At 71.6% G+C, this 15,784-nt stretch carries 14 protein-coding genes; 6 read left to right on the top strand and 8 right to left on the bottom strand.

Going from position 1 to position 15,784, the window contains the following annotated elements; translation table 11 throughout:
* The first annotated feature begins 11 nt into the window (after positions 1-11).
* Together OG309_RS01280 and OG309_RS01285 are read left to right on the top strand one after the other, a co-directional pair.
* Positions 12-1,622: a beta-N-acetylhexosaminidase gene (locus OG309_RS01280; protein ID WP_329417496.1), complete on the top strand. Its 1,611-nt coding sequence runs from the start codon at positions 12-14 to the stop codon at positions 1,620-1,622.
* A gap of 85 nt (positions 1,623-1,707) precedes the next feature.
* Positions 1,708-3,138, top strand: a complete 1,431-nt coding sequence (locus OG309_RS01285) for a cellulose binding domain-containing protein (RefSeq protein ID WP_329417498.1) — start codon at positions 1,708-1,710, stop codon at positions 3,136-3,138.
* Positions 3,139-3,367: 229 nt separating this feature from the next.
* On the opposite strand, the gene OG309_RS01290 is transcribed toward OG309_RS01285, so the two are convergent.
* From OG309_RS01290 to OG309_RS01305, 4 genes are all read right to left on the bottom strand, one after another.
* On the bottom strand, positions 3,368-4,387 hold the full coding sequence (locus OG309_RS01290; RefSeq protein WP_329417500.1) for a TolB family protein: 1,020 nt from the start codon (positions 4,385-4,387) through the stop codon (positions 3,368-3,370).
* 5 nt (positions 4,388-4,392) lie between these two features.
* The gene (locus tag OG309_RS01295; protein ID WP_329417502.1) at positions 4,393-5,769 is read right to left on the bottom strand and encodes an MFS transporter; all 1,377 of its coding nucleotides are present in this window, start codon (positions 5,767-5,769) and stop codon (positions 4,393-4,395) included.
* A 103-nt stretch (positions 5,770-5,872) separates the two neighbouring features.
* Positions 5,873-7,291 (bottom strand): CBM96 family carbohydrate-binding protein, encoded by a 1,419-nt coding sequence (locus OG309_RS01300; protein ID WP_329417505.1) that lies wholly within the window; start codon positions 7,289-7,291, stop codon positions 5,873-5,875.
* Positions 7,292-7,585: 294 nt separating this feature from the next.
* Complete coding sequence (locus tag OG309_RS01305) at positions 7,586-9,085, bottom strand: alpha/beta hydrolase (protein WP_329417507.1); 1,500 nt, start codon at positions 9,083-9,085, stop codon at positions 7,586-7,588.
* A gap of 327 nt (positions 9,086-9,412) precedes the next feature.
* Between OG309_RS01305 and OG309_RS01310 the strand changes: the two genes are divergently transcribed.
* Positions 9,413-9,589 (top strand): hypothetical protein, encoded by a 177-nt coding sequence (locus OG309_RS01310; protein WP_329417509.1) that lies wholly within the window; start codon positions 9,413-9,415, stop codon positions 9,587-9,589.
* A gap of 24 nt (positions 9,590-9,613) precedes the next feature.
* Here the strand turns inward: OG309_RS01310 and OG309_RS01315 are convergent, their stop codons facing one another.
* Entirely contained in the window at positions 9,614-10,732 is a 1,119-nt protein-coding gene (locus tag OG309_RS01315; protein ID WP_329417511.1) for an FAD-dependent oxidoreductase, read from the bottom strand.
* A gap of 54 nt (positions 10,733-10,786) precedes the next feature.
* Here OG309_RS01315 and OG309_RS01320 point away from each other — a divergent pair, with 54 nt between their 5' ends.
* Entirely contained in the window at positions 10,787-11,479 is a 693-nt protein-coding gene (locus tag OG309_RS01320; protein ID WP_329417513.1) for a TetR/AcrR family transcriptional regulator, read from the top strand.
* Positions 11,480-11,491: 12 nt separating this feature from the next.
* Here the strand turns inward: OG309_RS01320 and OG309_RS01325 are convergent, their stop codons facing one another.
* Entirely contained in the window at positions 11,492-11,995 is a 504-nt protein-coding gene (locus tag OG309_RS01325; protein WP_329417514.1) for an anthrone oxygenase family protein, read from the bottom strand.
* A 170-nt stretch (positions 11,996-12,165) separates the two neighbouring features.
* Between OG309_RS01325 and OG309_RS01330 the strand changes: the two genes are divergently transcribed.
* Positions 12,166-12,459, top strand: coding sequence for a putative quinol monooxygenase (locus OG309_RS01330; RefSeq protein WP_329417516.1), 294 nt, complete (start codon positions 12,166-12,168; stop codon positions 12,457-12,459).
* Positions 12,460-12,484: 25 nt separating this feature from the next.
* Here the strand turns inward: OG309_RS01330 and OG309_RS01335 are convergent, their stop codons facing one another.
* Together OG309_RS01335 and OG309_RS01340 are read right to left on the bottom strand one after the other, a co-directional pair.
* On the bottom strand, positions 12,485-13,690 hold the full coding sequence (locus OG309_RS01335) for a hypothetical protein (protein WP_329417518.1): 1,206 nt from the start codon (positions 13,688-13,690) through the stop codon (positions 12,485-12,487).
* A 185-nt stretch (positions 13,691-13,875) separates the two neighbouring features.
* Positions 13,876-14,454, bottom strand: a complete 579-nt coding sequence (locus OG309_RS01340; protein ID WP_329417519.1) for a hypothetical protein — start codon at positions 14,452-14,454, stop codon at positions 13,876-13,878.
* Between the two features lie 279 nt (positions 14,455-14,733).
* Here OG309_RS01340 and OG309_RS01345 point away from each other — a divergent pair, with 279 nt between their 5' ends.
* A complete protein-coding gene (locus tag OG309_RS01345; RefSeq protein ID WP_329417521.1) occupies positions 14,734-15,651 on the top strand; it encodes an SDR family NAD(P)-dependent oxidoreductase in 918 nt (305 codons plus the stop codon).
* Positions 15,652-15,784 lie beyond the last annotated feature (133 nt).

Below are 15,784 nucleotides of genomic sequence, written 5' to 3' on the forward strand. Positions count from 1 at the left end.
GAGGCATCCTCGTGGACCTGCCGCGTCCCGAACTCGCCCTGATCCCCCGTCCCAGCAAACTGACCCCACGTCCCGGCCGCTTCCGCCTCGACCACGCCACCCGCCTGCGCGTCACCCCCGGGGCCGAGGCCGCGGCCGCGCTCCTGCGCACCTCCCTCGCCCCCGCGACCGGACTGCGCCTGGACCACGCCGCCGACGGCTCCTTCGTCCTGGCTCTCGACCCCACCCTCACCGGCCTCGGGGACGAGGGGTACGGCCTGACCGTGGGCAGCAGCGGAGTGCTGCTGCGTGCGGCCCGGTCGGCGGGCCTCCTTCGCGGAGTCCAGACGGTACGCCAGCTCCTTCCTTACGAGGCCCTGTCCGACACGCCCCGGCGTGAGGTGCGCTGGGAACTGCCCGGCGTGGAGATCACCGATGTCCCCCGGCACTCCTGGCGCGGCGCCATGCTCGATGTGGCCCGCCACTTCCAGCCCGCCGCCTACCTGCGCCGATACGTCGACCTGCTGGCCCTGCACAAGCTCAACGTGCTCCACCTCCACCTCACCGACGACCAGGGCTGGCGGATGCCCATCGCCGCCTACCCGCGGCTGACCGAGGTCGGCGGCCGCCGCTCCGAGTCGATGATCGGCCCGTCCGGCAGCGACCGCTTCGACGGCCGGCCGCACGCCGGCCATTACACCCGTACCGAACTCTCCGACCTCGTGGCGTACGCGGCCGGACGCGGCGTGACGGTGCTGCCGGAGATCGGCGTTCCCGGTCATGTGCGGGCCGCGCTCGCGGCCTATCCCGAGCTCGGCAACGACCCTGGCCGACAGCTGGAGGTGTGGACGCAGTGGGGCGTGTGCCGCAACGTCCTCGGCGTCGGCGACCACGTCCTGGACTTCTTCCGCACGGTCCTGGACGAGGTCATGGACGTCTTCCCCTCTCCGCATCTCCACATCGGCGGCGACGAGGTCCCCACCGACGAGTGGGAGGACAGCCCCGTCGCGCGCGCACGCGCCCGCAGCGAGGGACTGTCCGGACCGCGCCGGCTGCACGGATGGTTCATGGCCCGGATGGCGGACCACGTCCTGCGGGCGGACCGGCGGCCGGTCGCCTGGGCCGAGACCGGCACGGCCCTCCCCCGTGAGTGCACCGTGATGAGCTGGCGCGAACCGGCCCACGCCTGGGCCGCGGCACGGCGCGGGCACGATGTCGTCTACGCCGATCACCGTGCCACGTACTTCGACTACGCCCGCGGCAGCGGCCCGCTGGAGCCGCCCGCCCAGCCCGGTCTCGTCGTCGACCTGCGCACCGTGCACGGCCTCGACCTCACGCCGCCGGCGTCCGACCCGGAGACGGCCCGCCGGGTGCTGGGTGCGCAGGGGCAGCTGTGGACCGAATTCGTCACGACACCAGGCCACGTCGAGTACCTCGCCTTTCCCCGCCTGTGCGCCCTGGCCGACCGGGTGTGGGGCCCGTCGCGCACCTGGCAGGACTTCCGCCGACGCCTGAGCGGGCACCAGGCACGACTGGACGCCCTGCACGTCCCGTACGACACCCCACCTGCCGTGCCACGACCCCAGCCGTCCTCGCACGGCGTCGCCGCGTGCACGACGTCCTCCGTCCACGCGAGCGGATAGCGCCGTCCGCGGCCCTCCAGGCGCTCCGCGCGCAGCACCCTCGACTCTCCCGCAGGCAGCGGGAGTTCCCTCGAAAGGATCAGGCATGACTACTCGTCCCACCCGCCACCGCACCCGGGCGGCTCTGGCCGTGACGGCCCTGCTGGGCAGCGCCGTCCTGGCCGCTCTTCCGGTCTCCTCCGCTTCCGCGGCCGGTGAAGGACTCGCTGTCCAGTACCGCACCAGTGCGTCCGGAGCCACCGCCGACCAGAGTGAGCCCTGGCTCAAGCTGCGCAACACCGGTTCGGCCGCGGTCAGTCTGAGCCAGGTCAAGATCCGGTACTACTTCAAGGCCGACTCCGCGAACGCCTCGTACCGCTTCGCCTGCTCCTGGGCGGTCAAGGGGTGTTCCGTCATCACCGGCACCTTCGGCACGCTCGCCAACCCGACCTCCACGGCGGACCGCTATCTGGAGATCGGCTTCACGCCGGCCGCGGGATCGCTCGCGCCGGGCGCGGACACCGGCGACATGCAGCTGCGCTTCTACCAGTCCACGTGGCAGACCCTGAACCAGGGCGACGACTACTCCTTCAGCGGCGCCCAGACCTCCTACGCCGACTGGACCAAGGTCACCGCCCAGCTCTCCGGCAGCACCCTGTGGGGCACCGCACCGGGCGGCAACACCCCCGATCCGACCCCCACGCCCACTCCGACCGACCCGGGGCCGTCCGGCGCCACCCTGTTCGACGACTTCAGCTACGCCTCCTCCACCGACCCCGCCCTCTCGGCCCACGGCTGGAACGTCCGGTCCAACGCCGGTGGCCCCGGCGTCCCGGGGGCGACCTGGGACCCGTCCAAGGTCACGTTCAGCAGCGAAGGCGGCAGCTCGGTGATGAACATGGAGACCTCCAGCGCGGGAACGGGCTCCACCACCACGCACACCGAAGTCCTCACCAAGAACACGAAGTTCAAGAACGGCACCTACGCCGCGCGCGTGAAGTTCTCCGACGCACCCAAGTACGGGCCCGACGGTGACCACATCGTCCAGACGTTCTTCACCATCAACGACCTCAAGGCCCCGATGGCCGACGACTACGCCGAGTACGACTTCGAGTACCTCCCCAACGGTGGTTGGGGCGAGCCGGCGAACATCCTCTACACGACGTCCTGGGAGACCTACGATCCCGACCCCTGGCAGGCGGTCAACCAGCACAGCGAGAGCCGCCAGAGTTTCGCCGGCTGGCACGACCTGGTCGTCACCATCGACAACGACGCCATCACCTACTCCATCGACGGCCGGCTCTTCGGCACCCACGGCTCCCAGTACCTGCCCGAACGCCCGATGTCGATCAACTTCAACCAGTGGCTGATCGACCTCAACGGCCAGACGTCGACGACCGCGCGCGCCTACGACCAGCGCGTCGACTACGTCCTGCACGTCAAGGACCAGGTGCTCACCCCGGCCCAGGTGGCCGCGAAGGTCGCCGCCCTGCGCGGTGCCGGCACGTCGTTCGTCGACGAGGTCCCGGCCTCCTAGCAGGTCCGACGAGACCAGGGGACCGGCCCGCGCAACACCACGAGCGCGGGCCGGTCCTTCACCCGGTCGGACCCTGCGGCAGGGGAGGACCGCGGGCCCGATGAGCAGTCCCACCTGCTCGACAACCGCCTGCCCACGAATCGGATCAGCATGCACGCGGTTTCACTCCGGCATCCGCGTCTTCCGGCTCGGTCACGACGGCGTGATCCCGACCGGAGCCGCGACTGGCTCAGTCTGCCGCCGGCAGGACGGCCGGGGAGTTGGCGCCGGGGACGAGCAAATGGGGGCTGCCCGATCCGTCGGCGGGGACCGTCCACACGTCGTTGGTGCCGTCGGGGCGCTGGAGGGCGTACGCGACGGTGGTGTCGTCAAGCCATGCAGCTTGGTCGTCCACGTTCCGCGTCTCGGCCAGTTCCGTGCGCCGGAGCGTGGCGAGTTCGAGGACGGACACCCGCCAGCCCTTGGCCGGGTCGGCGCCGACTGCCTGCTTGAAGGCGATCCGCCTGCCGTCCGGGGACAGCGACGGGCACTCGACGTTGTCCGCCAGGGTGCGCAGGGTCCTCGCCTCGATGTCCCCCTCCACCAGAGAGCGGGTGCCGGCGCTGGCGACCGTGGCGTAGAAGCGGTTGGCGTCGGATGCGAACGTCACACCCCACACGTTGATGTCCGCCGCCCGGTAGCGGCGGCCCTCCCGGAAGACGGCGAAGTCCTCCAGTGACGGCACGAGGCGCCCCGTACGCGTGTCCAGGATGCCGGTCCGGGTCGAGAAGCCGCCGCCGGCGTACGAGTCGCCGCCCACGAACAGCGTCCAGGCGACCATGCGGCCGTCGGCCGACACGCGGGTGCGGTTGGGGAGGCCGGTCAGGGGCACGGTGCGGCGGGTCCGCTGGTTCTCGTCGAGCACGAGGAGCCTCGGCCCGCTGAGCGCTCCGGCGGGCGTGAGGCAGGCGGTGGTACCGCCCGACGTGTACGCGCGGTCGCAGTGCGTCGACGTGACGGTGCGCGGCCCTGACGGGTCGTCGAGCGACACCGTGGACAGCAGCCCGTTGCTCAGCACCCGGACCCGGACGCCGGGGTGGCGGGCGGCCTCCGAGGAGGCCGCGGCGCCGGCCGGCGCCCGGTCCGCTCCCCCGGTGCCGGGCGCCGCGTTCTGCCGGGCGCGGACGACGGTGGCAGCCGCCAGGGCCGCCAGCAGGACGGCGGCGAGCACGGTGATGAGGATCTTCACGCGCGGGGAGGTGGCGTTCATGGCCTTCATGAGGAGGAGCCGCGCCTTTCGTGCGGGGTTCGGGAGTCCGGCGGCAACGGTGCATCCGGGTCGGCCGGGGAATCCGGGGAATCCGGGGAATCCGGGGAATCCGGGGAAGTCTGAGGGGGCCGGGTGGCTCGGTGCAGCCGAGGAGACAGCAGGAGCGCCGTCGCCGCCCCCGTCACGACGACCGTCACGGCCGCTCCCCGGCTCGCCGCCTCCGGGCCCCACGCCTGCCACGCCGAACCGAAGAGCACGGACGAGCCGAGGTACGCCAGGGCCTGGCCGCTTTGGACCAGGGCGATGCCCGTCGTCCGCAGTCGTTCCGGCAGGACGGGACCCGCGAGGGCCATCAGGACTCCGTCGGTGGAGGCGTAGAACAGGCCGTACAGGAAGAGGACCGTGACGAGCAGGACCGGCCCGTCCAAGGGGCCGTGCAGCAGCAGGTAGACCACGGCGAGGACGCCGTAGCCACCGAGCATCACCGGCAGGCGTCCGATCCGGTCGGCCAGCGCCCCGAGTGGGGCTGCCAGCAGGAGGTAGGAGAGGCTCGTGCCGACGGCGAGGAGGGGGAACCAGCCCAGGGACAGGGATTCGCGCCGCTGGAGCAGCAGGTAGACGAATCCGTCGCCGACGGTGGCCAGTCCGAGGAGGCACGCGACGATCGCCAGACGCCGTACCGGGGCGTCCCGCAGCAGCCGTCCCACGGCACGCGGCGAGACGGTGCCCGTCGGCGGCCGGGGGGTCCTGTGGTCCCGTACGAAGACGAAGAGGACCAGCACGCCGAGGGCCGCCAGACAGAAGCTGGTGACGAAGACCGCCTCGAAGGACTGGGCGGCGACCGTCAGCACGGCGAGGGCCACGAGGGGGCCCGCGAACGCGCCCGCGCTGTCCATCGCCCGGTGCACTCCGAAGGCGCGGCCGAGCGCGTGCTCGGGGGTGGACAGGGTGATGAGGGCGTCGCGGGGAGCGGTGCGCAGGCCCTTGCCCGCCCGGTCGGCGGTCAGGACGAGGCCGAGCGCCGTCGCGGAACCGCCCGCCGCGACCAGGCCGAGTTTGGCGAGAGCCGACAGACCGTAGCCCACTCCGGCGACCGTCCTGCGCCGGCTGACCCGGTCGGCGACGTAGCCGCCGACGACCCTGAGCAGGGCCGTGGCCCCCGAGTTGAGGCCGTCGAGGGCACCGTACGCCACCGGGCTGAGCTGCAGCCCGAGGACGAGGTAGAGCGGCAGCACGGCCGTGACCATCTCGGCGGAGACGTCGGTGATCAGGCTGACGGTGCCGAGCGCCAGGACGTTGCCTCCGACCGCCTTCCAGCGGCGGCGGCCGGGCGGCGGGGTGTCGGCCGGCAGTTCCGTCCTGCCGATCGTGGAGAGGTACACGGGATGACGACCTCCGAGTGGGGGGTCCGGGCGCCGGACGCCGCCCGCGCCGCCACCCGTGTGCGGGGCGGCGCGAACGGTGTCCGGGCCGGTCGGGCTGGGGTCAGTGGCAGGAGCCCGTGCCGCTGTCGTTGTACGTCTTGCCTGCCTGCGGCACGAACTGCCAGTCGTAGCTCTGCGCGTGCAGGGTCAGCTTCAGGACGCCGAAGGTGTCGTTGTTGCGGGCCTCGCTGTTGGGCTGGACGGTGCCGAAGCCGTAGAGGTCGGCGCCGCCCATGCCGGCGACGAACTGCCGCAGGCCGCGGGCGGTGTCAAGCTGTCCGCTCGGGTTCTGCGGGGCGAAGCGCTCGTACTGGTGGTTGTGCCCGGTCAGGATGACCTCGGCGTTGTAGTCGTACAGCGCCTGGACCAGCGGACCCGTCGCCGGGTCGGGGGCGTGGCTGGAGCTCGAGGTCCAGCGCGGCTTGTGCCAGTAGGCCACCGTGCACTGCTTGGTGCTGGCGGCGAGGTCGGCGCGCAGCCACTTCTCCTGGGCCGAGCCGACGGCCATGGAGGTCTCCGAGTTCAGCGAGACCACGTGCCAGTCGCCCAGGTCGTAGGAGTAGTAGCCCCGGCCCGTCGGGCCCGCGTTGGCACCGAAGTAGCTGTAGTACGCGGACGCGCCGGACGTGTTGTAGTCGTGGTTGCCCGGTGCCGGCTTCGTGCGGCCCTTGTGGCGGCCCCAGGTCGGCTCGTAGTACGTGGAGAAGTCCGAGGCCGTGCCGTTGGGGTAGGCGTTGTCGCCGACCGTGAAGACCGTGCCGGAGATGTTGTCGAGCAGGTTCGCGGTCGCGGTGTCCCCGGAGCCCGAGGTGGCGATGTCGCCCGCGCCGACGAGCACCGGGTCGCCGGCCGGCGGCGTGGTGGTGGAGGTGGGCGTCGGGGTGGTCGGCGTCGGGGTGGGCGTGCTGCCCGTCTCGATCACCAGCTGCGGAGCGGTGGCACCGGTCTCCCGCGAGTCGTAGTCGGCGCCGTTGCTGCTGGACGACGTGACGCCGATGGAGAAGGTGCCGTTGCCCTTCACGTAGGAGGTGACGTCGACCTCGTACCAGGTGTTGCGGGCGACCGCGCCGAGGGTGCCGAGCGTGGCACCGTCGATGGCGGGCCGGTTGTTGTAGGTGACCGAGGTCTCGGGCCACGTGGTGTTCGACATCGCGCGGAACGTGCCACCGACCGATGCCTCCGCGCCGGACACGTCGTCGACGTGGATCCGGAGCTTCGCACCCGTCACCGGCTGGGTGAGGCCGGACACGTCGAAGCGCAGCAGCAGCTGCTTGACGGGGCTGTTGTCCACGCCGAGCTGCTGCGAGGCGCCGTAGTTCGTGGTGGCGTTCTGGCTGTCGACGTACGTGTCCGCCGTCGCGGTGAACGTGGTGCCCGCGGCGGCGGCCGTGGGCGCGAGACCGGTCAGGGCCGTGGTGGCCACGGTACCTAGGGCGAGGGTGCCGACGAGGGCCACCATGGTGACCTTCCGACTGGGCATGCCAAACCTTTCGATCGCAGGACGAGGGCGTTGGCAAGGTAGGGCGCGCGCGGAGATCCCCGGTGTTGCAACGGAGTTGGCCCGGTTGCGATTGGGTGAACTGACAGAGGCGGCGGACGACACCGGGGCACGGCGGGACCGTCGACGTGACGGATGCCTTCCGCCACCTCGACAGGGGGCCACCTCAGGCAGCGGCGGCGCCGAGGCAGCGGACGGCCACGAGCCCGGGCCTTCGTCGACTGCCCCCGCGCGTCACCGTGAGCCCGAGGCCACAAGTCACCTGCGGCGGTCTTGTCAGCTGCAGGTGCGGTCCTTCGCGGGGAGCCGCCCCGTCGTCAGGTAGCGGGTGACGTCGGCGTCGGCGCAGGACGGGCGGCCGGTCACCAGCACCCCGTGGCCCTCACCGCCCGCGACCGTCACCATGCGGGCGCCGTGCAGGGCGCGCCGCATGCCCTTGGCCATCGCCAACGGCGTCTGCGGGTCCCACTCGTTCTGCACGATCAGCGCGTCGACGTCGTTGTCCACCATCGTGGCCGCCTCACGCGGAGCGGACTTCCAGAACGCACAGGGCTGGACGTTGGCGCCGAAGTCGCCCGCCAGGGGGCGGGCGGCGCGGTCCCGGATCGCGTCGCGGCGGTACTGCTCGGGATCGCGCGGCCAGCTCCGGCCCTCGCCGCACAGGACAGCCCAGGCGACCGACACCACGTTGTCCACGTCCGGCCCTTCGGTCGCCGCCTCGGCCGCCGCAGGCACGGAGGTGCTCGCCCCGGCCGGGGCCTCGGCGCCCGCCGCCGCGGCCTTGAGCGCGACGATGAACGGCGTGACGGCCTCGACCTGGACGAAGGCCCGGTACTGTGCCCGGATCGCGTCACCGTCGAACGGCCGGCCTTCCAGCACGACCGGTGTGCGGTCAGCACTCGCGACCAGCTCCCAGAACGCCGCGCGCACCGCCTGCGGGGTCGCCCCCAGCCCGTACGTCGCGTCGCGCGCCGCGGCCCACTCCGTCCAGCGGGTGAAGGCGAGTTCGGCCGCCCCGGTCGTCCCGCGCTGCACGCCCCGCCAGACCAGAGTCGGGTCGAGCGCGCTGTCGAGCACGAAACGGTCCGCCCGGCGGGCGAACATCTGGGTGTAGACCGCACCCAGGTAAGTACCGTACGAGTGCCCCAAGTAGGAGATCTGCCGCTCCCCCAGCGCGGCCCGGATCACGTCCATGTCCCGCGCCGTGTTCCGGGTGGTGAGGTGCGGCAGCAGGTCCCCGGCCTTGGCCCAGCACTTGTCCGCCACGCTCCGGGCCCGGGCCACGTCCTGCCCGAACGTCCCGGCCGAGTAGGGGTGGTCGAGGCCCTGCTCGTCCGCCGCCAGACCGCAGTTGACCGGCGCGCTGCGTCCGACGCCGCGCGGGTCGAAGCCGATCAGGTCGAAGCGGTCACGCACCTCCTCGGCCAGCAGCGGCGCCATTTCGGCCGGCATGGTCAGCCCCGGACCGCCTGGACCGCCGGGGTTCATCAGCAGCACACCGCGCCGCTTCGCCGTACTCCCCGTCTTCACCCGCGACACCGCGATCCCGATGCTCCGCCCGTGCGGATCGCCGTAGTCCAGCGGCACCTTCACCGTCGTGCACTCCAACGACGTCGGCTGGTCCTCCGCGCAGCGCTCCCAGCGCAGTTGCTGCCGTCCGTACTCCTGGAGCGGCTCCTGGGCCGCGAGCGCGGTCGCCGGCGTGAGCGCCGCCAACACGGCCGTCGCCGCCCCGGTCGTCAGGAGGGAAGTCGTTCGTCCAGCTCGCAGCACCATGCCGCCCCTTACACGGAATTCGGTCTCTCGGATCGCCTCAAGTCTCCGATCGGAAGAGACCGTGACCCGTCCTGCTACGGGATGGCTTCATGATCCAACTGAAGTACCGGGGACCACTCCGCACCCCCTACGGGACCGGCGCCACCAACCCTGAGCCGGGGGCGCCAGCCGCGGCGGTCACGACGAGCACCCAGCGGCCCGTCGCCGGAGCAGGGGCGGGCGCCAGCCGTCACCCCTGCGGACGACCGGCCGACCGCCCCGGTGCCCGTCCAGGGGCCCGTCCAGGGGCCCGTCCAGGGGCCCGCCGGCGACGTCGACGGCCCGCGCATGGGCATGGGCGCCATATGGTCGCGCAACCTGCTGTTGGTCACCAGCAACTGGGCCACCGTCCTCTCTCTCGGGCTCGATGGCTTCGACGAGGTCGGCGATGCCATCGGCGAGTTCGCCCGCCTGCGTGCCGTTGTGTCCCGTGAAGCCGAGGCGAGCTGCCGGCGCTTGTGCTGATGCCGGGGTCTTCGTGTTTGGCGGTCAGGATGGCTGCACTTCATCGAAAAGGGCGAGGGCTTGTGCGGGGTCCGCGCTGACGAGGCGTTCCAGACCGGCCGTCGTGATCTCCGACCACCTGCCCGCCCGTGCCCACATCCGTTCCTCGAAGGCGCGGACGGCCTCGTTCAGGTCTCCAGGGCCGGTGGCGATGGACTCGGCGAGTTCGGCGCCTTCCAGCATCGCGAGGTTCGCGCCCGCTCCCAGAGGGGGCATGAGGTGGGCGGCGTCGCCCAGGAGCGTCACCCCGGGGACGTTGGTCCAGGTGTGGGACACGGGCAGGACGTAGAGGGGGCGGTGGACGAAAGCGCTGCCGTGGCGGAGGAGCTCGAGGACCGGAGCGGCCCAGCCGTCGAACAGGGCCAGAAGGCTCTGGCGCACGGCCTCGGCGTCGGCCAGGTCCAGGTTCGCGTGCCAGTTCAGCGGCGCGCGGAACTGGGCGTACACCTTGGCGTGGCCGCCGCTGTTGCGCTGGGCGACGAGGGCTCGGTTCACGCCGTACACGGCCAAGGAACCGTCGCCGATGAGCCGGGAGAGGTCGGGGTGGTGGGTGTCGATGTCGTCGAGGGAGGTTTCGACGTAGGTGACGCCGGTGTAGTGCGGTGTCACAGGGGAGACTGCCGGGCGTGTCCGGGACCAGGCGCCGTCCGCGCCGACCACGAGGTCGAACGTCTCCTGTTGCCCGTCCGCGAAGTGGACCGCTACGCCGTCCCGGGTTCCCGGCACTACCTCCGTGACGTCCCGGCCCCACTGGACGTCGAGAGGGCCGAGGAGCAGGTCGCGGAGCTGCCCGCGGTCGATCTCGGGATTGGCCCGGTCATCAGGTCGCGGTTGCCAGTCGCGCAGGACGGTGCCGTTCGGGTCGAGGATGCGCATGGCTTGCCCCTCGGGGCGGGACAGCGCCTGGAACTCTGTCAGCAACCCAGCCTTGTTCAGCGCGAGCTGGCCCATCCCTTCGTGCAGGTCCAGCGTGCCGCCCGGGGGACGGGCGTCGGGGGCGGGGTCGCGTTCGAGGACGGTGACGGGGTGCCCGTGGCGGTGCAGGACACGGGCGAGGGTAAGGCCTCCGGGGCCGCTCCCGACCACAGCGATACGATGTCTCATGGCGATACACTGTATCGATTCAATTCGCCGCATCGCAGCAGAACGGTGTGAACCATGAGTGTGTGGGACCGGCCTGAGCCCCCGACCCGGCCCGTGCCGCTCGACCGGGAGCGGATCGTCGCCGCCGCCATCGAGCTGGCCGACGAGGGCGGGCTGGAGGCGGTGTCGTTGCGCAAGGTCGCCGCCCGACTGAACGCCGGCCCGATGCGGCTGTACGGATACATCTCCACCAAGCAGCAGCTGTTCGACCTCATGCTCGACGAGGTCTACGCCGAAATCCTCCCCCCGGAACGGTCCGGTGACTGGCGTGAGGCGCTGCGCACTCTCGCCCACCGCACCCGAGACGCCGCTCTGCGGCACGCATGGCTGGCCGACCTCCTTGGCGGCCGACCCGCCCTGGGCCCGAACGCCCTCGCCGTGGGCGAAGCGACGCTCGCAGCCTTCGACGGCCGCACCGACATCGACACCGCCCTGCGCGCCGTGGAGACCGTCGGCGCCTACTCCACCGGCGCGATCCGACGCGAGATCGCGAACCTGCGGGCCGAGGACGCCACGGGCCTGTCGAAGCACGAATGGCAGCGCGCCTCCGGCCCGCATCTGACGAGGATGCTGGCCACCGGCCGCTTCCCGACGCTGTCCAAAGCCGTGTGCGACGGCACGGACGTGGATGCCGAGACCTCCTTCGCGACCGGCCTGGACTGGGTCCTCGACGCCGTGGCCGCCAAACTCGCTCGGCCGCCCCTTTGACGTCGCCCCGCGTCAACCCCGCGTCCTCACCGCCAACGCCCGCAGCAGGCACCCGAATCCCGCCACCGTGAGCACCCCGCGGACGTCGTTCCAGACCGCCCACGGGCCCTCGAAGGCCGCCCGGGCCTGCACCGGGTCGGTGGCGGCCGCAAGAGCGTCGTTGAGCGGGACGTTCGCGGCCGAGGTGACGGCGAACACCGCCACGTACAGGACCAGAGCGGCCACCGTCCAGCCGCGCGCCCGGCCATCGGCCCGCAGCTGCCAGGCGGCCAGCGCCGTGAGCAGCAGCGCGCCGAAGAACGGGGTGAAGAACACCGGGTTCTGGATGACGTCGTTGATGTTCCGCATCACCTCCACGTAGACCCGTGCGTCGCTGCGCGCGAGCGCCGGCATCACCGAGCACGCGTACGCGAACCACACTCCCGCCGTCAGCCCCGTCGCCACCACCGCCGCACCCAGCGCCACCCCGGCGGCGCTCTTCGTAGGAGCTGAGGTCGTCTGCTTCGTCATCGTCATGGGCCCATTCAAGGACGGTCGTTGGAGCGGGAACATGGTTCTGCGTCGCACCGGCATACGCAGACGTCCACGGGACGGGGACGAAGGAGGGAGCAGTGGCGCGTTGTGGCGTACGGAGCAGGGACGTAGACTCGCGCGTCCCGCCGACTGCGCCTGGAACGGAGCTCCCGATGCCCAAGGTGACCACGATCGCCCTGCTCAAGGCTGCCCCTGGCGCCGAGGACAAGGTCCGGGAGCAGGCCCTGTCCTTGGTCGCGCCGTCGCGGGCCGAACCGGGCAACATCAGCTACCAGGCGTACGTCCACCCCGAGGACCCGAGTGCATGGCTCGTGTTCGAGGAGTGGGAAGACCGCGCCGCGTTCGAGGCGCACCTGTCGAGCCCGCATCTGACCGAGGCACTCGCAGCAGGTCCGGGACTGCTGGTCGGCCCGCCGACCGAGCACGTGTTCACCGCCGCGGACTGACCGGCACCCCGGCGACCGCCTGTCACTACGGCTTCAGAGCGTCCTCGATGGCCTCGACGACGTCGCTCAGGCGTGGGAAGATCCGCACCGGCCGGCGCAGGCGCTCGACGCCCTGCTTCAGCGCACCGCCCATGGCCCGCTCGCAGACCACGAAGTCCGCGTAGCCGGCGGCGCAGGACAGGTAGAGCATGTCCGTCAGGTCGTTGGTGCGCCACGTGGTGCCCTTGTTGAGGTGGCGCTCGTGGAACATCTCACGCAGCAGGCCCAGCGCCGGTGCTGCGGCCAGATCACCGGTGGCGTGCTCCGTCACCCACGCGGACGCGGCCGCGGGCGCCAACCGTGCGGCGCGGGCCTCGGTCGCGATGTCCATCCGGATGTCGTTCAGGAAGAACACGTCGACGCTCCTGCGTTTTTGCCGTGCGTCACGCTTCTCGCTGTCCAGCCAGTCGCTGAACCTCTGGTGGGACTCCACCCAGCCGGATACCGATCCGGGAGGAACCCGTTCGGTGTCGAGCATGACATCGATCAGGGCCGCGGTGGATCTCAGCGCTACAAGCTGGAACCGCTGCTCGGACGGCAGGTCGGCGGGCACCCGAGCGGGGGTCCACCCGCGGGCGGCTCCATGGATGACGTCGGGGGCGAGTGTGAACACCGCGTCCACCGGCGCCTCGGCGTGCGTCGCGCCGTGGCGGGCGAGAGCAGCGCGGAGTTCGTCGCGGCGCACCTGCAGCGGGTCACGCATCTGCCAGCCCCGGCCGAGTCGCAGCATCGTCAGGCCGAGCTGGTAGCGCTTGTCGGTGTCGGACCACTTCGTGGTTTCGGCCCAGTGGGCGGCGGACACGGGCAGGACGATCTTCCGTTCCCCCACCCAGTGAGCCAGTTGCCGAGCGGCCTCGAGTTCTGCGGGCGTGGTGCGGCCGATGCCGGTGAGGGCGTTGGTGACGTCCCGCCACTTGTTCTGGTCCAGGTAGACGGCCAGGCGCCCGTCACGCTGGTCCGTGCCGTCGCGGGCGGGCAGTTCGAGAGCGACGTCGTCGCCGGCGGTCGTCGTCGCGAGGAGCGCGTCGAAAGCCCCCGTGTGGGCAAACCGGGCCACGGTACTGGTGGCCTCGAACGGACTGTGCGTCAGCGGGAGGTGCGCTTCCCTTCCGTCCGAGCGTGTGAAGACCACCGACTCCGACGCGCGGTCCATCGTGACCAGGAGGATCGACGGCTCAGATTCCGGACTCATCCCCTCATGATGCACCGACGGTCCGACAGACTGGACGGCGCCCACCGTGGGGATAGCCCGAGGCCGTGACCGGCCGCCACCAGGGCCGGGCCGCCGCCTGCCCGCACGTTCCGGTCCTGCCTCCGCCGACGCGGGATCAAGACCACGATCCCCGAACGCACGGGCCGGCTCGACATCCGGGCCGTTCACGCACGCCGCAGCATGGCTTCCTTGCCCCACTCCAAGCCGTTGAGGAACAGCGTGGCCCCCTTCAGCGTGAAATCGATCTGCGCCTCGGCGCGGCATCTCCGCTGGGGGTCCTCGGTGATGACCTCGTGCATGACCACCTTCTCCGTCATGACGGCCATCAGGGTCAGCTCTCCCTTGCACGACGCCAAGGGCCAATCGATCGTTCCGACCACCTGGCCCTCCTTCCCCGTCCTCAGATTCACGATGATCAGCTCATCGTCGTCATGGGTGGAACCCCGCCACGTCCCTGCCCAGTCCGCGGGGAGCCGGCCGCTGAGTGCCGGGGAGACAGGCGTCGTCGACGGGGAGGTCTCCCCTCCGGGCGTCGTCGGCGCCTTCGGTTCGCCAGGCTGAGTGGTGCCGCCGGAAGGTGTCCCGCCGCCTGTCCCGGCCGCAGCCGATTCGCTTGCGCGCCCTCCCCCGTCCCTCGCCCCGCCGACCACGGGAAACAACCAGGCCAATATCCCGATGACGATCCCCAGAGCCGTGACACCCAGGCTCGCGAACACCGTCCAGGACGGTCTCGTGTCGGTCATTCGCGTCTCCCCCGCTCCCTGCACTCCCGTGACCACGTAAAGGGTGGCCGATGCCCGGTCGTCTCGCCAGACACTGGCGAGCCGCAGGACGCTCATGGCGGTCAGGGATCAAGCAGTCCCGTCGCTGCTGGTGGCGCGGCGGGCGTGCGCCCGCGAGTGGCCTCGCGGTCGGAGCATCGCTGTCGGTCGGATATCGGCGATATATCGGTGGCCGATGGCACCGTGGACGCCAGTTGCTCCGCCGAGCAGCCGCCGTCACGCCCCAAAGGAGCTCCCGTCATGTCGCAGGCCCCATCCACGAGCCGTCGCGTGTACCTGGTCACCGGCGGCAACGCAGGCATCGGGTACTTCACCGCTGAGCAGCTGGCCGGCACCGGCGCCACTGTCGTGCTGGGCAGCCGGAGCGCCGCGCGGGCCGAAGCCGCCATGGCCGCCATCCGCGCGCGAGTGCCTGGAGCACGCGTACGGTCGGTGGGCCTGGACCTCGCGGACCTCGGCTCGTTGCGGGCGTCGGCGGAATCTCTGGAGGTGGAGCGCCTCGACGCAGTGGTCCACAACGCCGGCGTGCTCCTCGAAGGACCCGAACGGAAGGAGACGACGGACGGCAACGAGATCCACTTCGGCACCAACCACCTCGGGCACTTTGCGCTGACCCACTGGCTGATGCCGCTGCTGGAGGCCGCACCGTGCGCCCGCATCGTGACCGTCGGCAGCTTCGCCGCCAAGTCGGAGCACCTGGACCTGGAGGATCTGCAGACCCGCAGCGACTACCAGGCCAAGCGCACGTACGCCCGGTCGAAGCTGGCCCAGATGCACTTCGGCCTGGAACTCGACCGCCGGCTGCGCGCCGCGGACAGCACGGTGTCGAGTGTCGTGGTGCACCCTGGCGGGGCACTGGACTCACTCACCCCGTCACGACCGCCCGTCCACGTCCGGAGGGCCGGGGTGCTGCTGCGCGCGGCGCCCGCCGCCCTCGTGCTCCAGGGCAAACACGCCGGTGCCCGGCCCGCGGTCCGGGCCGTGCTCGACCCAGGGATCACCGGAGGCGAGCTGTGGGGCCCGCGCGTCTTCGGCCTACGGGGCCGACCGCACCGCGAGCGACTGTGGACCCAACTGGAGGACCCCGAAGCAGGGCGCCGGCTGTGGGACGCCAGCGTGAAGGCGACCGGTGTCACGCCCGCTGCCCACCGCCGATAGCCCCCAGAGGACTTGAGACGGGCCGGGCAGCTGCCGGACAGCCGCAACCAAGCGACCGGGCTCGATGGCGGGCGAGGAGACGCGGACGGCTCGGCCAGGAGGCAGGCCGGCGTCGAGCTCGGCCCTCTGATCG

Source organism: Streptomyces sp. NBC_01268 (assembly GCF_036240795.1).
In the GTDB taxonomy this organism is placed as follows: domain Bacteria; phylum Actinomycetota; class Actinomycetes; order Streptomycetales; family Streptomycetaceae; genus Streptomyces.